The sequence below is a fragment of the Kytococcus aerolatus genome (genome assembly GCF_900187395.1).
Classification (GTDB): Bacteria; Actinomycetota; Actinomycetes; order Actinomycetales; family Dermatophilaceae; genus Kytococcus; species Kytococcus aerolatus.
This window is the reverse complement of sequence record NZ_FYEZ01000001.1, coordinates 783,138-802,102: the sequence shown is the minus strand read 5'-3', so window position 1 is coordinate 802,102 and position 18,965 is coordinate 783,138. Positions and strand designations below refer to the sequence as shown.

General features: G+C 71.0%; 20 protein-coding genes. 14 read left to right on the top strand and 6 right to left on the bottom strand.

Going from position 1 to position 18,965, the window contains the following annotated elements:
* Window positions 1-87 precede the first annotated feature (87 nt).
* From rpmJ to rplQ, 6 genes are all read left to right on the top strand, one after another.
* Window positions 88-201: a 50S ribosomal protein L36 gene (rpmJ, locus tag CFT82_RS03725; RefSeq protein WP_007928044.1), complete on the top strand. Its 114-nt coding sequence runs from the start codon at window positions 88-90 to the stop codon at window positions 199-201.
* 212 nt (window positions 202-413) lie between these two features.
* Window positions 414-785 (top strand): 30S ribosomal protein S13, encoded by a 372-nt coding sequence (rpsM, locus tag CFT82_RS03720; RefSeq protein ID WP_015779995.1) that lies wholly within the window; start codon window positions 414-416, stop codon window positions 783-785.
* 40 nt (window positions 786-825) lie between these two features.
* Window positions 826-1,227 carry a 30S ribosomal protein S11 gene (gene rpsK, locus CFT82_RS03715; RefSeq protein WP_088817697.1) on the top strand — a complete coding sequence of 134 codons (402 nt, stop codon included), beginning with the start codon at window positions 826-828 and terminating at the stop codon, window positions 1,225-1,227.
* 17 nt (window positions 1,228-1,244) lie between these two features.
* Window positions 1,245-1,853, top strand: a complete 609-nt coding sequence (rpsD, locus tag CFT82_RS03710; protein WP_088817696.1) for a 30S ribosomal protein S4 — start codon at window positions 1,245-1,247, stop codon at window positions 1,851-1,853.
* 154 nt (window positions 1,854-2,007) lie between these two features.
* Window positions 2,008-3,042, top strand: a complete 1,035-nt coding sequence (locus tag CFT82_RS03705) for a DNA-directed RNA polymerase subunit alpha (protein ID WP_088817695.1) — start codon at window positions 2,008-2,010, stop codon at window positions 3,040-3,042.
* Window positions 3,043-3,114: 72 nt separating this feature from the next.
* Window positions 3,115-3,912, top strand: coding sequence for a 50S ribosomal protein L17, sunset domain variant (rplQ, locus tag CFT82_RS03700; protein WP_088817694.1), 798 nt, complete (start codon window positions 3,115-3,117; stop codon window positions 3,910-3,912).
* 110 nt (window positions 3,913-4,022) lie between these two features.
* Here rplQ and CFT82_RS03695 read toward each other — a convergent pair whose 3' ends face one another.
* Entirely contained in the window at window positions 4,023-6,560 is a 2,538-nt protein-coding gene (locus CFT82_RS03695; RefSeq protein WP_088817693.1) for a glycoside hydrolase family 65 protein, read from the bottom strand.
* Entirely contained in the window at window positions 6,557-7,309 is a 753-nt protein-coding gene (locus CFT82_RS03690) for an HAD family hydrolase (RefSeq protein WP_088817692.1), read from the bottom strand. Before CFT82_RS03690 ends, CFT82_RS03695 begins: the two co-directional genes overlap by 4 nt.
* A gap of 93 nt (window positions 7,310-7,402) precedes the next feature.
* On the opposite strand from CFT82_RS03690, the gene truA reads away from it, so the two are divergent.
* Window positions 7,403-8,257 (top strand): tRNA pseudouridine(38-40) synthase TruA, encoded by an 855-nt coding sequence (gene truA, locus CFT82_RS03685; protein ID WP_088817691.1) that lies wholly within the window; start codon window positions 7,403-7,405, stop codon window positions 8,255-8,257.
* 11 nt (window positions 8,258-8,268) lie between these two features.
* On the opposite strand, the gene CFT82_RS03680 is transcribed toward truA, so the two are convergent.
* Entirely contained in the window at window positions 8,269-8,823 is a 555-nt protein-coding gene (locus tag CFT82_RS03680; RefSeq protein WP_088817690.1) for an ArsR/SmtB family transcription factor, read from the bottom strand.
* A 215-nt stretch (window positions 8,824-9,038) separates the two neighbouring features.
* Here CFT82_RS03680 and rplM point away from each other — a divergent pair, with 215 nt between their 5' ends.
* The 3 genes from rplM (at window position 9,039) to glmM (ending at window position 11,582) form a co-directional block, all read left to right on the top strand.
* Window positions 9,039-9,488: a 50S ribosomal protein L13 gene (rplM, locus tag CFT82_RS03675; protein WP_088817689.1), complete on the top strand. Its 450-nt coding sequence runs from the start codon at window positions 9,039-9,041 to the stop codon at window positions 9,486-9,488.
* Window positions 9,489-9,541: 53 nt separating this feature from the next.
* Window positions 9,542-10,039 (top strand): 30S ribosomal protein S9, encoded by a 498-nt coding sequence (gene rpsI, locus CFT82_RS03670; protein ID WP_088818310.1) that lies wholly within the window; start codon window positions 9,542-9,544, stop codon window positions 10,037-10,039.
* A gap of 157 nt (window positions 10,040-10,196) precedes the next feature.
* On the top strand, window positions 10,197-11,582 hold the full coding sequence (glmM, locus tag CFT82_RS03665) for a phosphoglucosamine mutase (protein WP_088818309.1): 1,386 nt from the start codon (window positions 10,197-10,199) through the stop codon (window positions 11,580-11,582).
* A 74-nt stretch (window positions 11,583-11,656) separates the two neighbouring features.
* Here glmM and CFT82_RS03660 read toward each other — a convergent pair whose 3' ends face one another.
* Window positions 11,657-12,274: a carbonic anhydrase gene (locus tag CFT82_RS03660; RefSeq protein WP_088817688.1), complete on the bottom strand. Its 618-nt coding sequence runs from the start codon at window positions 12,272-12,274 to the stop codon at window positions 11,657-11,659.
* Between the two features lie 158 nt (window positions 12,275-12,432).
* Between CFT82_RS03660 and CFT82_RS03655 the strand changes: the two genes are divergently transcribed.
* The 4 genes from CFT82_RS03655 to CFT82_RS03640 are packed head-to-tail and all read left to right on the top strand — an operon-like array spanning window position 12,433 to window position 16,861.
* Window positions 12,433-13,743 carry an extracellular solute-binding protein gene (locus CFT82_RS03655; protein WP_088817687.1) on the top strand — a complete coding sequence of 437 codons (1,311 nt, stop codon included), beginning with the start codon at window positions 12,433-12,435 and terminating at the stop codon, window positions 13,741-13,743.
* Window positions 13,740-14,684: a carbohydrate ABC transporter permease gene (locus tag CFT82_RS03650; RefSeq protein ID WP_088817686.1), complete on the top strand. Its 945-nt coding sequence runs from the start codon at window positions 13,740-13,742 to the stop codon at window positions 14,682-14,684. Before CFT82_RS03655 ends, CFT82_RS03650 begins: the two co-directional genes overlap by 4 nt.
* 6 nt (window positions 14,685-14,690) lie before the next feature.
* On the top strand, window positions 14,691-15,563 hold the full coding sequence (locus CFT82_RS03645; RefSeq protein ID WP_088817685.1) for a carbohydrate ABC transporter permease: 873 nt from the start codon (window positions 14,691-14,693) through the stop codon (window positions 15,561-15,563).
* A 44-nt stretch (window positions 15,564-15,607) separates the two neighbouring features.
* Window positions 15,608-16,861 carry an ABC transporter ATP-binding protein gene (locus CFT82_RS03640; protein WP_088817684.1) on the top strand — a complete coding sequence of 418 codons (1,254 nt, stop codon included), beginning with the start codon at window positions 15,608-15,610 and terminating at the stop codon, window positions 16,859-16,861.
* A 110-nt stretch (window positions 16,862-16,971) separates the two neighbouring features.
* Here CFT82_RS03640 and CFT82_RS03635 read toward each other — a convergent pair whose 3' ends face one another.
* Together CFT82_RS03635 and glpX are read right to left on the bottom strand one after the other, a co-directional pair.
* Window positions 16,972-17,922, bottom strand: a complete 951-nt coding sequence (locus CFT82_RS03635) for a PfkB family carbohydrate kinase (RefSeq protein WP_088817683.1) — start codon at window positions 17,920-17,922, stop codon at window positions 16,972-16,974.
* Window positions 17,915-18,901, bottom strand: a complete 987-nt coding sequence (gene glpX / locus CFT82_RS03630) for a class II fructose-bisphosphatase (RefSeq protein WP_088817682.1) — start codon at window positions 18,899-18,901, stop codon at window positions 17,915-17,917. The genes CFT82_RS03635 and glpX overlap by 8 nt, the downstream gene beginning before the upstream one ends.
* Window positions 18,902-18,965: the final 64 nt, after the last annotated feature.

The following is an 18,965-nucleotide window of genomic DNA, read 5'->3' as shown; positions in this document are numbered from 1 at the left end:
CTCACAGCACGACCACCATCCGCACCGTTCACGCCTGTCGGTGATGACACCGGCGGGCGTGTGCGCACGATCCGAAGGCATTGGCACATGAAGGTTCAGCCGAGCGTCAAGAAGATCTGTGACAAGTGCAAGGTGATTCGCCGCAACGGCCGAGTCATGGTGATCTGCGACAACCTGCGCCACAAGCAGCGCCAGGGCTGACGCAACTCATCGCACGCGACACGGATCGCACGCAGGCACCCCCACCGGGGCGCCACCAGCAGTGAATGCAGCACGCACCATCCGACCCCCGCGAGGCTGCGGGACGTCACCCCCGGCGTGGAGGCCGGGGACCGGGGCCACCGAGCAGTCCAGGCGGTGGACCAACCGGGCTGATGGTGCACCAGACCTCCACGACAACCCGAAGGAACACGATGGCACGTCTCATCGGTGTCGACCTCCCGCGCGACAAGCGCGTCGAGATCGGCCTCACCTACATCTTCGGCGTGGGTCGCACCCGCGCCCTGCAGGCCGTCGAGGCCTGCGGTATCGACCGCTCCACCCGTGTGAAGGACCTCAACGACGAGCAGCTCGTCGCTCTGCGTGACTTCCTCGAGGGCAACTTCCAGCTCGAGGGTGACCTCCGCCGCGAGGTGGCCGCCGACATCCGCCGCAAGGTCGAGATCGGCAGCTACCAGGGCCTCCGCCACCGTCGTGGTCTTCCCGTGCGCGGCCAGCGCACCAAGACCAACGCGCGTACCCGCAAGGGCCCCAAGAAGACGGTGTCCGGCAAGAAGAAGGCCTGAGCCCCGCTCGGCCACACCCCCCAGCTAGTCAGGAGTACACATGCCCCCCAAGACCCGCGCCGCAGCCACGCGCTCGCGCCGTCGTGTCAAGAAGAATGTCGCAGCGGGCCACGCGCACATCCGCTCGACCTTCAACAACACCATCATCTCGATCACGGACCCCAGTGGTGCCGTGATCTCGTGGGCCTCCGCCGGCCAGGTCGGCTTCAAGGGCTCGCGCAAGTCGACCCCCTACGCCGCGCAGATGGCCGCCGAGGCCGCTGCCCGTCGTGCCATGGAGCACGGCATGAAGAAGGTCGACGTCTTCGTGAAGGGCCCCGGCCCCGGTCGTGAGACCGCGATCCGCTCCCTCACCGCGACCGGCCTCGAGGTCGGCTCCATCTCCGATGTGACCCCTGTGGCGCACAACGGTGTCCGTCCGCCCAAGCGTCGTCGGTTCTGAGAGGAAAGGACTGAATCATGGCTCGTTACACCGGCCCCATCACCAAGAAGTCCCGTCGTCTCAAGGTCGACCTCGTCGGCAACGACAAGAGCTTCGACTCGCGTCCGTACCCGCCCGGCATGCACGGCCGTCGCCGCATGCAGGAGAAGGAGTACCTGACCCAGCTGCAGGAGAAGCAGAAGGCCCGCTTCATGTACGGCGTGATGGAGAAGCAGTTCCGTCGCTACTACGCCGAGGCCGCTCGTCGCCCGGGCAAGACCGGTGACAACCTGCTGACGATCCTCGAGTCCCGTCTCGACAACGTCATCTACCGCGCCGGCATCGCCCCGACCCGCCGTGCCGCCCGCCAGCTCGTGACCCACGGTCACTTCCTGGTGAACGGCCAGCGCGTGGACGTCCCGTCGTACCAGGTGTCGAAGTTCGACATCATCGACGTGCGCCCGAAGTCGGTCGAGACCCAGCCGTTCGAGATCGCCCGTGAGGTCTACGGCGAGCGTCCCGTCCCGGCCTGGATGAAGGTCGTCCCCGGTTCGCTCCGGGTCCTGATCTTCGACCGCCCGATGCGGGAGCAGATCGACACCGTTCTGAACGAGCAGCTCATCGTGGAGCTCTACTCCAAGAACTGATCAGCGACCACTCGTCGCCACCGCGCCCGGCCCCGTCGCCCGGCGCACCGCCCCCGGAGCCGACCGACGGCCCGGGTGCACCCACCCGATGCTCGCGTCGGGTGTCACTGCCAGCAACGTCATATAGCGGTCGTTGCGCGGAAAGGAAACGCACGTGCTGATTGCCCAGCGCCCCACCCTCACCGAGGAGAAGATCTCCGAGGCCCGCTCCCGGTTCACCATCGAGCCGCTGGAGCCGGGTTTCGGCTACACCCTCGGCAACTCGCTCCGTCGCACCCTGCTCTCGAGCATCCCCGGTGCGGCGGCCACCAGCATCCGCATCGACGGTGTGCTGCACGAGTTCTCCACCGTGCCCGGTGTGAAGGAGGACGTCACCGAGCTCATCCTCAACATCAAGTCGCTCGTCTTCTCCTCGGAGCACGACGAGCCCGTGGTGGCCTACCTGCGCAAGCAGGGGGCGGGGGAGATGACCGGTGCCGACATCAGCTGCCCGGCCGGCGTCGAGGTGCACAACCCCGACCTGTACCTGGGCTCGCTGAACGACGAGGGCGCCATCGACCTGGAGCTGACGGTCGAGCGTGGCCGCGGCTACGTCTCGGCCCAGCAGAACAAGGGCGGCGAGCAGGAGATCGGCCGGATCCCGGTCGACTCCATCTACTCGCCGGTCCTGGCCGTCACCTACAAGGTGGAGGCCACCCGCGTCGAGCAGCGCACCGACTTCGACAAGCTGATCGTGGACGTCGAGACCAAGAACTCCATCAGCCCGGCCGACGCCATGGCGTCGGCCGGCAAGACCCTGGTGGAGCTCTTCGGCCTGGCCCGCGACCTGAACGTCGAGGCCGAGGGCATCGAGATGGGCACTGTCCCGACGGACGCTTCGCTGGCCGCCGACCTGGCGCTGCCGGTCGAGGACCTCAACCTGTCCGTGCGTTCCTACAACTGCCTGAAGCGCGAGGGCATCCACACCGTGGGTGAGCTCGTGGCACGCAGTCAGGCGGACCTGCTCGACATCCGCAACTTCGGCACCAAGTCCATCGACGAGGTCCAGGTGGAGCTGCACAAGCTCGGTCTGGCGCTCAAGGACACCCCCGCCGACTTCGACCCGTCCACGATCGTGCTCGACCGTGACGAGGACGAGTCCGACGAGGGCGAGGCCGACGACGCGGTGCTCGAGGACGAGCAGTACTGAGGTCCACGGTGACACCTGACGCCCGCGCCTGCGGGTGTCGCTGACACACTTGGAAAGCACAGGAGAGATCACATGCCTACCCCCAAGAAGGGCCCGCGCCTGGGCAGCGGCCCGGCGCACGAGCGCCTGATGATGGCCAACCTGGCCACCGCGCTGTTCGAGCACGACCGCATCACGACCACCGAGGCCAAGGCCAAGCGCCTGCGCCCGCTGGCCGAGCGCCTGATCACCTTCGCCAAGAAGGGCGACCTGCACAACCGTCGCAAGGTCATGCAGACCATCCACGACAAGTCTGTGGTGCACAAGCTGTTCACCGAGATCGCCCCGGACGTGGCCGAGCGTGAGGGTGGCTACACCCGCATCGTGAAGATCGGCCCGCGCAACGGCGACAAGGCCCCCATGGCCGTCATCGAGCTCGTCCGCGAGCCGGTGGCCCGCAAGGCCACCGTGACCGAGGCCGAGCGCGCGACGCAGAACGCTGCGCGTGCCACCGAGGTCCCGGCCGAGGAGGCCCCGCAGGCCGAGGTCGTCGAGGAGACCCCCGTGGTCGCCGAGGCGCCGGTCGAGGACGCCGCCGTGTCCGAGCCGGTCGAGGAGACCACCGAGACCGTCGAGGCGCCGGCCGAGGAGACCACCGAGGCCAGCACCGAGGCCGCGGTCACCCGCTCCGGCAAGCCGGTCCCGACCGGTGGCGCCGCTGCCCTGGAGGACGGCTCCGCCCCCTCCGAGGAGTTCGTCGTCAAGGGCAACATGGACTCCATGAAGTACCACCAGCCCGGTGGTCGCTGGTACGCCTCCACCGTCGCCGAGGTGTGGTTCCGCACCGAGGAGGACGCGGAGGCCGCTGGCTTCAAGAAGGCCGGCAGCTGATCGCCGCCCCGGCGCGCTGACGTCGGGTACGAGGAAGGGCCCCACCGGATGGTGGGGCCCTTCCTCGTACCCGGGCCGAGGTCCGGGGGCGGACCGCCCCGGACCGGGGGTCAGACGTGGTCGTCGAGACCGACCTCCTCCGGGATGCTGGCGCTCATCCTCGACCCGTCCGCACGACGGATGCCCTCGTGGGCGCCGAAGGTGAGCATGGTGTCGATCCGCGGCCCCTGGTCCGGCAGGGGGACGCGGACCGGCTCGGCCCCGACCCGCACCTCCTCGCCACGCACCGTGAGCACGACCTCCTCGTGGCCCGCGACCGCCGGGCCGGTCTCGGCAGTGAGCTCCAGCGCGTCCTGGGTGAGCGTGCAGCGCAGCCGCGAACCGCGCCACTGCACCCGGAAGGTGAGGCGGTCCCACTCCGCGGGCAGCCGCGGGGCGAAGTGCAGCGCGCCGGAGTGGGCACGCATCCCCCCGAACCCGCAGACGAGGGTGGACCACGTGCCGCCGGCGGAGGCGATGTGCATCCCGTCGACGGTGTTGGCGTGGGCGTCGGCGAGGTCCACGTAGAGCGAGCGCAGGAAGTAGTCCATCGCCATCCGGTGGTAGCCCACCTCGGCGGCGATGATCGACTGGACCACGCCCGAGAGGGTCGAGTCGCCGGTGGTGATCGGGTCGTAGTACTCGAAGTCGGCGCGCTTCTCCTCGTCGGTGAAGCGATGGCCCTGCAGGAACAAGGCGAGCACCACGTCGGCCTGCTTGAGCACCTGGTAGCGGTAGATCACCAGCGGGTGGAAGTGCAGCAGGAGCGGGTGCTGGTCGGCCGGTGTCGCGGCCAGGTCCCAGACCTCGCGCTCCAGGAAGTGCTCGTCCTGCGGGTGCACGCCCACCGTGTCGTCCCACGGGATGTACATCGCCTCGGCCGCCCGGGCCCAGAGCTGCACCTCGTCCTCGCCCAGCTGCAGGCGGTCGACCACGGCAGCGTGGGCCGCGGGGTCCGACTCCTGCATCTCCCGCACGGCCCGGTGGGCGCGCTCCAGGTTGAACCGGGCCATGACATTGGTGAACAGGTTGTTGTCCACGACGGTCGTGTACTCGTCCGGACCGGTCACGCCGTGGATGTGGAAGCTGGGGGTGGGGCCACCGCGCCAGAAGCCGAGGTCCACCCACATCCGTGCGGTCCCCACGAGCATGTCGATGCCGTCGCGCTGGGCGAAGTCCGTGTCGCCCGTCGCGTCCACGTACTGGGCCAGGGCGTAGGCGATGTCGGCGTCGATGTGGTACTGCGCGGTCCCGGCGGCGTAGTAGGCCGAGGCCTCCTCGCCGTTGATGGTCCGCCAGGGGAAGAGCGCGCCGTCCAGGGCGAGGTCGCGGGCACGGCGGCGGGCCATCGGCAGCATCCGGGCCCGGAAGTTCAGGGCGTTGCGGGCCAGGTGCGGCATCGTGTACGTGAGGAAGGGGACCACGTACGCCTCGGTGTCCCAGAAGTAGTGGCCCTCGTAGCCGCTGCCGGTCACGCCCTTGGCCGGCACCCCGTCCCGGTCGGCCCGGCCCGCGGCCTGGGCCAGGGCGAAGAGCGCGTAGCGGGTGGCCTGCTGCGTGGCCGGCTGCCCGTCGATCTCGATGTCCGCGTTGGCCCAGAAGTCGTCCAACCACTCCTGCTGGGCATCCACGGCCGCGGTGTACCCCTCGGCGACGGTCCGGTCGAGGGTGCGGTGGCAGCGGTCGAGCAGCTCGGGGACCGGCACCCCGGTGGAGGAGTGGTAGGAGGCCCACTTCTCCAACCGGAAGGTCTGCCCCTCCGCGAGGCGCAGGGTGTGCACCTGCTTGGCGAGGTCCTCCTCGACCACCCGGCTGGTGCTCACCTCCGCCTCGCTGGAGACGGTGTGGTGCACGGCCACGCCGAGGGTCATGCCGGAGTTGGCGGCCCGCCAGCCGAGGGCCAGCCGCTGCTCGGTGGACTCCTGGGCCTGCGGCAGGAGCACCTCGTGGTCCATGGCGGCGGACTTGCGGGGGTCGAAGCCGGCCCCCATCGCCTCGGAGCCGACCTCGTACTCGTCCTCCCCGTCCTGGCGGTTGAGGATCTGGCTGGAGACGGTCACCGCGGCGTCCCCGGTGAGCATCTCCACCTCGAGGCTCATGAGGGCCAGGTGGCGCTCGGTGAAGGAGACCATCCGCTCGGAGCGGACCCGCAGGCGCTTGCCGGCAGGGGTCCGCCAGACGAGCTCCCGGGAGAGCACGCCACGGTGCATGTCGAGCCGGCGGTCGTAGCTCTCGACGTCGGCGCTGGCCACGATGAAGGGCTCGTCGTCGACGTAGAGCTTCATGAGCTTGGTGTCCGGGGCGTTGATGATCGTCTGGCCCACCTTCGCGAAGCCGAAGGCGTCCTCGGCGTGGCGGATCGGCCAGGTCTCGTGGAAGCCGTTGACGAAGGTGCCGTGGACGAAGGCGTCGCGTCCCTCCTCCGGGTTCCCGCGCAGGCCGAGATAGCCGTTGCCGACGGCGAAGAGGGTCTCGGTCACGCCGAGGTCCTGCGGGTCCAGACGGGTCTCCACGAGGGCCCACGGGTCGACCGGGAAGCGGCTGCGGTCCAGCGGGTCCGTGCGGCGCTTGCCGCTCGGGCTGGTGGTGATGTGGTTCGCGGCGGTCATCGGACGAGCTCCTGGAGGTCGGGGACGACGGTGGTGGCTCCGGCGGCGGTCAGGGCCTCGGCCCCGGCACCGCGGTCCACCCCGATCACGTGGGCGAAGCCCCCGGCGGCCCCGGCGCGGCAGCCGGAGGTGGCGTCCTCCACGACGGCGGCGGAGCCCGGGGTGCCGGCGAGGCGCTCGCAGGCGGTGAGGAAGGTGTCGGGGGCCGGCTTGCCGGGGATGCCCTCGGCCTGCGCGACCCGGCCGTCGACGACGACCGTGAAGTAGTGGGTGAGCCCGGCGGCGGCGAGCACCTCCGTGGCGTTGGCCGAGGAGGAGACGACGGCGACCGGGGTGCCGGCGGCGCGCAGCTGGTCGAGCAGGGCGACGGACCCGGGGTAGGCCGTGACCCCGTCGCGCTGCAGGACGCCCATGAAGGCGGCGTTCTTCCGCCCCCCGAGCCCGTGGACGGTGTGCTCCGCGGGGCCGTCCTGCTCGCTCCCCTCGGGCAGCTCGATGCCGCGGGAGGCCAGGAAGTCCCGCACCCCGTCGAGACGCGGCTTGCCGTCGACGTGGTCGAAGTAGTCCTGCTCCTGCCAGGGTGCCTGGGACTGGCCGGTGCGCTCGGCGTGCTCGGCCAGGAAGGCCGTGAAGAGATCGCCCCAGGCACGCTGGTGCACCTCGGCGGTGGGGGTCAGGACGCCGTCGAGGTCGAAGAGGACGGCGGAGAGTTCACGGAGATCGGGCAGCGGAGGGCGCGCAGAGCTCATGCCGCCAGCGTAGGCGGGCAGGGCAGCAGGCCCCCTCGCGAGGCGGGTCGTGGTGCTGTGCATCTGCTCACAGCCCGTGCGTACGCTGCGCCCATGCCGCGCATCCGCCTCGACCTCGCCTACGACGGCACCGACTTCCACGGCTGGGCCCGCCAGCCGGGGCTGCGCACGGTGGAGGAGGAGCTGCACGCCGCGCTGGGCGTCATCACGCGAGGCGCGGTGGGGCCGCTCACCGTGGCCGGCCGGACGGACGCCGGCGTGCACGCCACGGGGTCGGTCTGCCACGTGGACCTGGAGGAGGCGGCGTGGGCGGCCGTCCCCGGGCGCTCGGACCGGCCACCGGCCGAGGCCCTGGTGACCCGGTTGCGCGGGGTCCTCCCGCCGGATCTCGTGGTGCACGCGGCCACCGAGGTCACCGCGGACTTCGACGCCCGGTTCTCGGCCCTGCGCCGCCGCTACACCTATCTGCTCGCCGACCGGGTCACCAGCGTGGACCCCCGGCAGCGGCGGATGGTCGTGAGCTGGCGCCGGGAGCTGGACGTGGAGGCGATGGACCGGGCCGCCGGGCGGTTGACCGGGCTGCAGGACTTCGCGGCCTTCTGCAAGCCGCGGGAGGGGGCCACGACGATCCGCACCCTGGAGGAGTTCACCTGGGAGCGCCGTGCCGACGGGGTGGTGGTCGGCCGGGTGGTGGCCGACGCCTTCTGCCACTCCATGGTGCGTGCGCTGGTCGGTGGGGTGGTGCCGGTGGGGGAGGGCCGCCGGGCCGAGGAGTGGCCCGCCGAGGTGCTCGCCGGGCGGCAGCGGGTCGGGGCGGTGACGGTCATGCCGGCCCACGGCCTGACGCTGACCGAGGTGGAGTACCCACCGGCCCACGAGTGGGCCCGGCGGGCGCAGGAGGCGCGGCGCTCCCGCACGGAGGAAGAGGCCGGCGCCGAGGGGCGGTGAGCGCCCCGGGGTCAGGAGTCCACGGGCAGCAGCGCCGTCCAGGCCACCATCCGCTGGGCGCCGGGGGTTCCCTGGCCCACCCGCCGGTAGCGCGCCAGCACGGCGTCCAGCTCCGCCCGCAGCGAGGCGGCCTGCTCCGCGCTCACCAGGACCCCGGCCTCCTGCAGGCCGGTGACGTCGGGGGCGCCGGTGCCGCCCGGTGGGGTGGGCGTGGCCTCGCGGGTCTCGAGATGGCGGTGCGCGCGGGCGGCGAAGAGGTCGACCAGGTCGTGCTCCAGCCAGGCGCCGAGCTCGGCGGCCTCCGGGTCGTCCTCGGCGCGCGCGGACTCCTGCCAGGGGTCCGCGACGGCCTCCCAGACCCGACGGCGGCCGGGCCCCGGGGAGTCGGTGACGAAGCCGGCGGCGCCCAAGGCACGCAGGTGGTAGCTGGTCACCCCGGTGTTGGTGCCCAGTGCGCGGGCCACCTCGGCCGAGGTGGCGGCCCCGCTGCTGCGCAGGTGGGCCAGGATGCGGGCCCGCACCGGGTGGGCGAGGGCGGTCGGGTCGGTGGTGCGCTCGTCGGTCATCTGTGCAGAGTATCTGTGCAGAGGATGGCTGCACCAGTCCGGGATCGATCCGGACGACCCTCGAGAAGCGCGTCCTCCCGCGGAGTTCGTCCCATTTGGGTGGCTTCCGCGAGGTCCGTAGAATAGGAGGTCGGCGCTGAGCCACCCCACCCCTCAGGACATGGGTGCGACCGGCGCACGATCGACCGTGTACGACCCTCGAGAAAGTGCGATTCATGCGTACCCACACCCCGAAGCAGGCGGAGATCCTGGACGGCCGCACCTGGCACGTCATCGACGCCACCGACGTGGTGCTCGGCCGGCTCGCCGCCCACACCGCCACGCTGCTGCGCGGCAAGCACAAGGCGTACTTCGCCCCGCACGTCGACACCGGTGACCACGTCATCATCATCAACGCTGAGAAGGTCGCCCTGACCGGCGCCAAGCTCGCCCAGAAGCGTGCCTACCGCCACTCCGGCTTCCCGGGCGGCCTGCGTTCCGAGACCTACGCCGAGATGCTGGAGAAGCACCCCACCCGTGCGGTGGAGAAGGCCGTCCGCGGCATGCTGCCGAAGAACCGCCTCGGCCGCGCCCAGATCAGCAAGCTGCACGTGTACGCCGGCGCCGAGCATCCGCACGCCGCCCAGCAGCCGCAGCCCTTCGAGATCACCCAGGTGGCGCAGTAAGGCCACGGGCCCTGCGCGCAGAAGACGACCAAGGAGAAACCGTGGCCGAGAACATGACCGAGAACACCGCCGTCGAGGCCGAGGAGGCCCCGATGACGTCCTACACCTCCGAGTCCGCCCCCGCCGCCCAGGAGGGTGAGGCCGAGCGTCGCCCGATGGCCTCCGGCCCCGGCGCCGGGCTGGGTCGCCGCAAGCAGGCGGTCGCCCGCGTCCGTCTGGTGCCCGGCACCGGCACGTGGACCATCAACGGCTCCACGCTGGAGGAGTACTTCCCGAACAAGCTGCACCAGCAGGAGGTCAACGACCCGCTGAGCCTGCTGGAGCTCAAGGGCCAGTTCGACGTGATGGTGCGCGTCACCGGCGGTGGCAAGTCCGGCCAGGCCGGCGCCGTCCGCCTCGGTGTCGCCCGTGCCCTCAACGAGATCGACACCGAGCTGAACCGTGCGGCCCTCAAGAAGGCCGGGTTCCTCACCCGTGACCCGCGCGCCATCGAGCGCAAGAAGGCCGGTCTCAAGAAGGCCCGCAAGGCCTCGCAGTTCAGCAAGCGCTGATCCGCGCCGGCGGACCTCCGCCGACCTGCCCGAGAGGGGCCCCGCAGTCGCGGGGCCCCTCTCGCGTCCCCGGGGTGGGGCGAGCGGCGGCGGAGGGTGGCGAGGGCCACGTCCGGACGCGCCGTGCGGGGCCGTTCCCCCTTGTACAGTGCTGAACATGCCACGACTCTTCGGAACCGACGGGGCCCGCGGCCTCGCCAACGCAGACATCACGCCCGAGCTCGTCCTGGGCCTGTCGGTCTCGGCCGCCCGCGAGGTGCTCGCCGACGCGGAGAACGTTGCCGCCCAGGCGGCGCACACCTCGGAGGACCCCGAGCGCAGCACCCGCCCCCACGCCATCGTGGGCCGCGACCCCCGCGCCAGCGGCGAGCTGCTCAGCGCCGCCACCGTCGCCGGGCTCGCCTCCGCCGGTCTGGACGTCTACGACGCCGGGGTGCTGCCCACCCCGGCCATCGCGCACCTCACGGCCACCACGAATGCCCATCTGGGCGCCATGCTCTCGGCCTCGCACAACGCGATGCCAGACAACGGCCTGAAGTTCTTCGCCGCCGGTGGCTTCAAGCTGCCCGACGAGATGGAGGACCGCATCGAGGCCGGGCTCGACGCCGAGTGGGAGCGCCCCACCGGGGCCGGTGTCGGCCGTGTCATGTCCTACGACACCGGTGCGGACGCCTACGTCGCCCACCTGCTCGACATCCTGCCCAACCGCCTCGAGGGCCTGCACGTGGTGGTGGACGCCGCCAACGGTGCGGCCAGCGACGTCGGCACCCGGGTCTTCCGGGAGGCCGGGGCGAAGGTCACGCTCATCGGCAACGACCCCGACGGCCTGAACATCAACGACGGCTGCGGCTCCACCCACCTCGGTCCGCTGCAGGCCGCGGTGCCGGCCTACGGCGCCGACTTCGGGGTGGCCTTCGACGGGGACGCCGACCGCTGCCTGGCCGTGGACGCCGAGGGCAACGAGGTCACCGGTGACCACGTGATGGCGATCCTCGCGATCGCGCTCAAGGACCGGGGCGCCCTGGCCGGCGACACGCTCGTGGCCACCGTCATGTCCAACGAGGGCCTGGTCCGCGCCATGTCCGAGCACGGCATCCAGGTGCGTCGCTCGAAGGTCGGTGACCGCTACGTGCTCGAGGAGATGCGCGCCGGCGGCTTCACGCTGGGCGGCGAGCAGTCCGGCCACGTGATCATGCTCGACCACGGCACCACCGGCGACGGTGTGCTCACGGGCCTCATGCTGGCCGCTCGCGTGGCCGAGACCGGCCGCACCCTGGCCGACCTGGCCACCTGCATGGAGCTCCTGCCGCAGCGCCTCATCAACGTCAAGGGTGTGGACAAGGAGCGGCTCGAGGGGGACGAGCGGGTCGCCGAGGCCGTCCGTGCCGCCGAGGCCGAGCTGGGTGACGGCGGGCGCGTCCTGCTGCGCAAGTCCGGCACCGAGCCCGTGGTCCGGGTCATGGTGGAGGCCCCCACCGAGGAGATGGCCGAGGAGCAGGCCCAGCGCCTGGCCGTGGTGGTCCAGGAGGCCCTGGGCCTCTGAGCCGGGCTGGGGCAGAGTCCCCCCCGCACACACGGTGCCCCCTCACCCGGCCGGGTGAGGGGGCACCGTCGTGCTCACAGGCCCTGCTGCGCCACCACGCGGACCGAGCCGTCCGCGAGGTCGTAGGCCGCCCCGACGATCGCGAGACGGCCGTCCTCGACCCGCTCGGCGAGGATGCGGGAGCGCTCCGGGAGGAGCTCCACGGTGGCGGCGACGTGGCGCTCCATGACCCCGCGCTCGTCGTCGATCCCGTCGCGGTGCGCGCTGAGCACGCTCGGGGTGACCTTCTGGACGATGTCCGACAGGTGCCCCGGAGGCAGCTCACCGGTCGAGTGGGCCTCGAGCCCGGCCTTCACCGCACCGCACGAGTCGTGGCCGAGGACCACCAGGAGGGGGACGTCCAGGGCGTGCGCCCCGAACTCCAGCGAGCCGAGCACCGCGGAGTCCATGACCTGCCCGGCCGTGCGCGTCACGAACAGGTCCCCCAGGCCCCGGTCGAAGATCATCTCCGCGGCCACCCGCGAATCGGCACAGCCGAAGACGGTGGCGAAGGGTGCCTGACCGGTCGTCTGGCTGGCGCGGCGCGCGGCGTCCTGGTTGGGGTGCAGGGGGGTGTCGGCCACGAACCGGGCGTTGCCCTCCAGCATCGTCTCCCAGGCTTGGGTGGGGGTGGGGTTCAGCGGTGCGTTCATGGGCACATCCCATCACGGCCGCAGGCGTTGCGATTCCGTCACGAAGGGGTGTCCGCCATGTGTCCTGCCGCACACGGATCTACGATGACGGTGGCCCACCGCCGCGCACGACCTCCGGGTGCGGTGCCAGCGGGCCGGACAGTGGAGAGGAGAGCCACATGGGACGTCGCGCTGCAGCGACCCGCATCGTGGCCGGCGCGGCCCTGGCGACCACGGTGGTCACCGGGTGCGGAGGGTCCACGGACTCCGCCGAGGGCCCGACGGAGCTGACCTGGTACATCAACCCCGACGGCGGCGGCAACGACCCCAACGGTGGTGGGCAGGCGCAGATCGCCCGGGAGTGCACCGAGGCCGCGGACGGCGCCTACAGCATCCGCACCGAGCTGCTCCCCAACAGCGCCACCGACCAGCGGGTGCAGCTGCTGCGCCGCGTGGCGGCCGGGGACCCCGGTGTCGACATCATGAGCCTCGACCCGCCGTACCTGGCCGAGTTCGCGAACGCCGGCTACCTGGCTGACGTGCCGAAGGAGCTCGAGAAGGAGTTCACCGAGGACCGCGTGCAGTCGGCGATCGAGGCCTCCACCTGGGAGGACGAGCTCGTGGCCGTCCCGTTCTGGGCGAACACGCAGGTGCTCTGGTACCGGAAGTCCGTGGCCGAGAAGGCCGGGCTGGACATGAGCAAGCCGGTCACCTGGGACCAGATCATCGACGCTGCCGAGAAGTCCGACCGGACGGTGGGTGTGCAGGCCAAGCCCTACGAGGGCTATGCGGTGTGGATCAACGCGCTCGTCGAGGGTGCCGGTGGCCAGATCATCGAGAACCCCGGTGCCCCGGCCGAGGAGACCGAGCTCGGGCTGGACTCGCAGGCAGGCCAGGACGCCGCCGCGGTCATCCAGAAGATCTCGACGACGGGTGTCGGCGGCCCGGCCATGGGGACCGCGGACGAGACCGTGGCGCTCAACCTCTTCCAGTCCACGAAGTCCTCCGGCTTCCTCGTGAACTGGCCCTACGTGTGGGCGGCGCTCCCGGCCAACGGGGTGAAGTTCATCGACGACGTCGGCTGGGCCCGCTACCCGCAGACGGTCGAGGGCCAGGAGTCCGCCCCGCCCTTCGGCGGCATCGAGCTCGGCGTGAACGCCGCCAGCGACGCCCCCGAGGAGGCCTACGACGCGATCCGGTGCATCACCGACGAGGAGCACCAGAAGCTCTACATGGAGAAGACCGGCAACCCCGCCTCGCGGAAGGCGGTCTTCGACGACGAGGCCATCAAGGAGCAGTTCCCGATGGCTCCGCTGATCCGGGAGTCGCTGGACGCCGCCAAGCCCCGTCCGCAGAGCCAGTTCTACTCGGACATCTCCACCGGACTGCAGAAGTCCTTCAGCCCGCCCAACGAGGTGAGCCCTGAGTCGACCCCCGCGGACGCCCAGGAGTACATCACCGAGGTCATCACCGGGAAGAGGTTGCTGTGAGCACCGCCGTCGACGACACCCCGCAGCAGAGCCGCCGCAAGGCCCCGCTCTCCGACCGCGCCCGCAGCGAGCGGAACCTGGGCTGGCTCCTGTCCGGCCCGGCTTTCCTCGTGATGCTGGCCGTCACGCTGTTCCCGATCCTGTACGCCCTGTGGAACTCGCTCTTCCAGTTCCGCCTCACCGACCCCGAGGGGCGGCGCTTCGTGGGCCTGCAGAACTACGCCACCGCGCTGGGCGACGAGCTGTGGTGGAAGGCCACCGGGGTCACCGCGGTGATCACCCTCATCACGGTGGTCGTGGAGCTGGTGCTGGGCTTCCTCATCGCCCTGCTCATGCACCGGGTGGTGCTGCCGCGCAAGACGCTGCGCACCATCGTGCTCATCCCGTACTCGATCGTCACCGTGGTCTCCGCCTACGCCTGGCTGTACGCCTTCCGGGTGGACACCGGCTTCGTGAACTACTGGATGAACACGCTGACCTTCGGCGCCTTCGGGGAGGGCTTCAACTGGTTCGGCTCGTTCTGGCCGGCGGTCTTCGTCATCTCGCTCTCGGAGATCTGGAAGACCACCCCGTTCATGTCCCTGCTGCTGCTGGCCGGTCTGGCGCAGATCGACGGGGCCATGGAGGAGGCTGCGGCCGTGGACGGCGCCGGCTTCTGGCAGCGCCTCTGGAAGGTCGTCATCCCCAACATGAAGGCGGCGGTCATGGTGGCCCTGCTCTTCCGCACGCTGGACGCCTTCCGCATCTTCGACAACCCGTTCATCATGACCGGTGGTGCCAACGAGACCTCGACGCTCTCGATGGTGGTCTACCGGCAGACGATCGAGCGGATGGACATCGGGCTGGGCTCGGCCCTCTCGGTGCTCCTGTTCGCCTACGTGGTCCTCATCGCCCTGGTCTTCGTCAAGGGCTTCAAGGTCGACCTCACGGAAGGAAAGTGATCGGCCATGGCAGCTGACCAGCCCACGAGCACCCAGGGCAAGTGGCCCATGTTCTTCGCCTCGCTGCTGGTGATCCTCTACACGGTGATCCCGCTGGCGTGGATGTTCTCGCTCTCGGTGAAGAGCGACGCGGCGCAGTCCGATCCCGAGCTCAACACCTTCGGAAACTTCTGGCCGGTCGGGGAGGGCTTCACTTGGGACAACTACAAGCTGATCCTCACCGGGGACGCGCAGCCGCTCTTCGTCCCGGCGCTCGTCAACTCCCTGGTGATCTGCCTGCTGGCCACCGCGATCTCGGTGCTGCTGGCCACCCTCTGCGCCTACGCGATCAGCCGGCTGTCCTTCCCGGGCAAGGGGCTCATCCTGTTCACCGCGCTCACCGTGAGCTTCTTCCCGGTGGTCTCCCTGGTGACGCCGATCTTCAACGTGTGGCGCACCATCGGGCTGTTCGACACGATCCCCGGTCTGGTCATCCCGTACCTGTCGTTGACGCTGCCGCTGGCCATCTGGACGCTCACCGCCTTCTTCCAGCAGATCCCGTGGGAGATGGAGCAGGCCGCCCAGGTGGACGGTGCGACGAGCTGGCAGGCCTTCCGCAAGGTCATCGTCCCGCTGGCTCTGCCGGGTGTGTTCACCACCGCGATCATCGTCTTCTTCACCGCCTGGAACGACTTCGTGTTCGCCGTCTCGCTGACCAGCGAGAACGCCCGCACGGTCCCGGCGGCGCTGGCCTTCTTCACCGGTGCCAGCCAGTTCACGCAGCCGACCGGCGCGATCGCCGCGGCGTCCGTCATCGTCACCATCCCGGTCGTCGTCCTGGTGCTGCTCTTCCAGCGTCAGATCGTCGCCGGCCTGACCTCGGGAGCCGTCAAGGGCTGACGCCCGTGACGCCCCTGACGACTTCCTGAGACCAAGGAGCAAGCATGGCCAGCATCACGCTGAACAACATCGAGAAGACCTACCCGGACGGCTACAAGGCCGTGAAGGACGTGAACCTGGACATCGCCGACGGCGAGTTCGTGATCCTCGTCGGCCCGTCGGGCTCCGGAAAGTCCACCCTGCTGCGGATGATCGTGGGCCTGGAGGACATCACCGCCGGCGAGCTGCGGATCGGGGACGAGGTGGTCAACGACCTCGCGCCGAAGGACCGCAACCTGGCGATGGTCTTCCAGAACTACGCCCTCTACCCGCACCTGAGCGTGTTCGAGAACATCGCCTTCCCGCTGCGTCTGGCCAAGGGGAAGCTCTCGGAGTCCGACATCCGGAGCCGGGTCAACGACGCTGCCGAGATGCTGGAGCTCACCGAACACCTGGACCGCAAGCCGGGGAACCTCTCCGGTGGCCAGCGCCAGCGCGTGGCGATGGGGCGGGCGATCGTCCGCAACGCCGACGCCTTCCTCTTCGACGAGCCGCTGTCGAACCTGGACGCCAAGCTGCGCGGCCAGATGCGCACCGAGATCGCCCGCATGCAGCGCCGCATGGGCACCACCACCGTCTACGTCACCCACGACCAGACCGAGGCCATGACCCTGGGCGACCGCGTGGCCGTCCTCAAGAAGGGTGTGCTGCAGCAGGTGGCCTCCCCGCGGGAGCTCTACGACCAGCCGGTGAACCTCTTCGTGGCCGGCTTCATCGGCTCGCCGCCGATGAACTTCGTCCCGGCGCGGGTGCGCGGCCAGGAGCTCGAGCTGCCCTTCGTGACCATCCCCATGGCGCCTGCCCTGGCCGATCGGGTGGCGGGCCGCGAGATCGTCATCTGCGGTATCCGCCCGGAGCACTTCAAGGACGCCGCGGCGCCCGATGCCCCGCACGATGGGGCCCGCTTCAACCGGGTGGTGGAGCAGACCGAGTGGCTGGGGAACGAGCAGTACGCGTACATCCCCTTCGAGGCCGACCAGTCGGTGATGTCGACGCTCGACGAGCTCGAGAAGGAGCTCGACGGCGAGGGCGCGCGGACGACGCTGGTCGTGAGTCTCTCGGGCAACAGCCGCATCCTGGAGGGCGACGAGGCCGAGCTGGTCTTCGACCCGCGTCTCATGCACGTCTTCGACCCCGAGACCGGGGAGAACTTCACCCGCAACGAGGAGGCGGCCGCGCGGATCGCCGCCGAGCAGGAGGAGGTGCGCAAGCGCGCCCTCGAGCGGGCCCGGCAGCGGGACGAGGTGCTGAACAACTGAGCAGCACCTGAGCACGGCGTGGGTGAGGGGCGGTCCGGGTGGGCAGCCCCTCCGGCGTGCTCGCGGGATCACCGTGCCGTCGCGCGGCCACCGCTGCGGCGGGGGCGGCCTCAGGCGTCCAGGTCGGCGCGGGTGGGGCCGCCGGCGCCGGCACGCTGCACCGTCCAGGCCCCGGTCGCGATGCCGCGGGCCACGGCCGTGCGGACGGCTGCCTCGGCGGCCGGGGAGGCCCACGCGGCTCGGGCCCCGGCACCGCCCAGCAGGCCGGCGTCGAGCAATCCGCTGAGGAGCCCGGCCATGAAGGAGTCGCCGGCCCCCACCGTGTCGATGACCCCCACCGGGGGAGCGGCCACGGCGAAGGTGGCCGGCCTCCGGCCCGCCCCACCGGGCCGGAGGACGTGCGCCCCGGACCCGCCGGCGGTCACCACCACCAGGCGGGGGCCGAGCGTGGCCAGGTGGGCTGCGCCCTCCTGCCACCCCAGCTCGGGGTAGAACCAGTCGAGGTCCTGGTCGGAGCACTTCACGATGTCGGCCAGGGAGGTCACGGCCTCGAGGCGCTCGCGGACGGCCGCGGGAGTGCCCATGAGCGTGGGGCGGGCGTTCGGGTCGTAGGAGATCGTGTGCCCCGCCCGGAGCCCGTGCAGGTGCCCCAGCACCTGGGACCCGCCGGGCTCCAGGGTGGCGCCGATGCTGCCGGTGTGGACGTGGCCGACCCCGGTGTCGTCCACGCTGCTGGCGTCGTGCTGCCAGTCCAGGGCGAACTCGTACTGCGCGGCCCCGGAGGTGTCGAGGGTGGCCAGGGCGGTGGAGGTTCGTTCGGCACCGCGGCTCCCTGCGGTCAGGCGCACGCCGTCGGCGGCGAGCTCGGCCTCGATGCGGTCACCGCGCGCATCCGCCCCCAGGTGCGTCGCGAGGACCACCCCGTGCCCCAGACGGGCGAGTCCCCGGGCCACGTTGGCCGGGGACCCACCCACGTGCTCCACGTCCGCCCCACCGTCGGCGGGGCGGACGAGGTCGACGAGCGCCTCGCCGACGACGAGCGCGGGGAGCTCCTCAGGCAACCTCGTTGACCTTGGCGAGGTGGTGCTGGCCGACGACCTCGCGGATGGTGCCGGAGGCCGAGCGCATCACGAGCGAGTGGGTGCGGGCGCCGCCGGCGCTGAAGCGCACCCCGTCGAGGAGCTCGCCGTCGGTGATGCCGGTGGCGACGAAGTAGCAGTCGCCGGTGACCAGCTCACCCGTGGTGAGGACGCGGTCCAGGTCGTGACCGGCCGCCACGGCCTTCTCGCGCTCGGCGTCGTCCTGCGGCCAGAGGCGGCCCTGGATCGCGCCGCCCATGCACTGCATGGCGCACGCGGCGATGATGCCCTCGGGGGTGCCGCCGATGCCCATGAGCATGTCGATGCCGGAGGTGGGGCGGGCGGCCATGATGGCGCCGGCCACGTCACCGTCGGAGATGAAGCGGATGCGGGCGCCGGCCTCGCGGATCTCCTGCACGAGCTGGTCGTGGCGGGGGCGGTCGAGCACGACGACGGTCAGGTCGTCCACGTCCTTGCTGAGGGCCTTGGCCACGTTGCGCACGTTCTCCCCGGTGGGGGCGGTGATGTCGATGGCGTCGACGGCGTCCGGGCCGACGGCGATCTTCTCCATGTAGAAGACGGCGCTCGGGTCGTACATGGCGCCCCGGTCGGCCACGGCCATCACCGAGACGGCGTTCGGCATGCCCTTGGCGGTCAGGGTGGTCCCGTCGATGGGGTCCACGGCCACGTCGACCTCGGAGCCCGAGCCGTCGCCCACGCGCTCGCCGTTGAAGAGCATCGGGGCGTTGTCCTTCTCGCCCTCGCCGATGACGACCACGCCGTTCATGGAGACCGTCGAGATCATCTCCCGCATGGCGGTCACGGCGGCGCCGTCGGCGGTGTTCTTGTCACCACGTCCCACCCAGCGGGCGCCGGCGATCGAGGCGGCCTCGGTCACGCGGACCAGCTCCATGGCCAGGTTCCGGTCGGTGCGCAACGGGGACGGGGACGGGGTGCTCATGGGCTCTCCTGCGGGTCGTCGGGCCGGCGTCGGCGTTGACGCGGGCACAGGTGAGCCTAGCGCG

Bases quoted from the DNA above. Each gene is read 5' to 3' on its own strand.
- rpmJ (WP_007928044.1), top strand. From the start codon at position 88: ATGAAGGTTCAGCCGAGCGTCAAGAAGATCTGTGACAAGTGCAAGGTG.
- rpsI (WP_088818310.1), top strand. From the start codon at position 9,542: ATGACCGAGAACACCGCCGTCGAGGCCGAGGAGGCCCCGATGACGTCC.
- CFT82_RS03640 (WP_088817684.1), top strand. From the start codon at position 15,608: ATGGCCAGCATCACGCTGAACAACATCGAGAAGACCTACCCGGACGGC.
- glpX (WP_088817682.1), bottom strand. From the start codon at position 18,901: ATGAGCACCCCGTCCCCGTCCCCGTTGCGCACCGACCGGAACCTGGCC.
- rplM (WP_088817689.1), top strand. From the start codon at position 9,039: ATGCGTACCCACACCCCGAAGCAGGCGGAGATCCTGGACGGCCGCACC.
- CFT82_RS03660 (WP_088817688.1), bottom strand. From the start codon at position 12,274: ATGAACGCACCGCTGAACCCCACCCCCACCCAAGCCTGGGAGACGATG.
- CFT82_RS03680 (WP_088817690.1), bottom strand. From the start codon at position 8,823: ATGACCGACGAGCGCACCACCGACCCGACCGCCCTCGCCCACCCGGTG.
- CFT82_RS03655 (WP_088817687.1), top strand. From the start codon at position 12,433: ATGGGACGTCGCGCTGCAGCGACCCGCATCGTGGCCGGCGCGGCCCTG.
- rpsD (WP_088817696.1), top strand. From the start codon at position 1,245: ATGGCTCGTTACACCGGCCCCATCACCAAGAAGTCCCGTCGTCTCAAG.
- truA (WP_088817691.1), top strand. From the start codon at position 7,403: ATGCCGCGCATCCGCCTCGACCTCGCCTACGACGGCACCGACTTCCAC.
- rpsM (WP_015779995.1), top strand. From the start codon at position 414: ATGGCACGTCTCATCGGTGTCGACCTCCCGCGCGACAAGCGCGTCGAG.
- CFT82_RS03695 (WP_088817693.1), bottom strand. From the start codon at position 6,560: ATGACCGCCGCGAACCACATCACCACCAGCCCGAGCGGCAAGCGCCGC.
- CFT82_RS03690 (WP_088817692.1), bottom strand. From the start codon at position 7,309: ATGAGCTCTGCGCGCCCTCCGCTGCCCGATCTCCGTGAACTCTCCGCC.
- glmM (WP_088818309.1), top strand. From the start codon at position 10,197: ATGCCACGACTCTTCGGAACCGACGGGGCCCGCGGCCTCGCCAACGCA.
- rpsK (WP_088817697.1), top strand. From the start codon at position 826: ATGCCCCCCAAGACCCGCGCCGCAGCCACGCGCTCGCGCCGTCGTGTC.
- rplQ (WP_088817694.1), top strand. From the start codon at position 3,115: ATGCCTACCCCCAAGAAGGGCCCGCGCCTGGGCAGCGGCCCGGCGCAC.
- CFT82_RS03645 (WP_088817685.1), top strand. From the start codon at position 14,691: ATGGCAGCTGACCAGCCCACGAGCACCCAGGGCAAGTGGCCCATGTTC.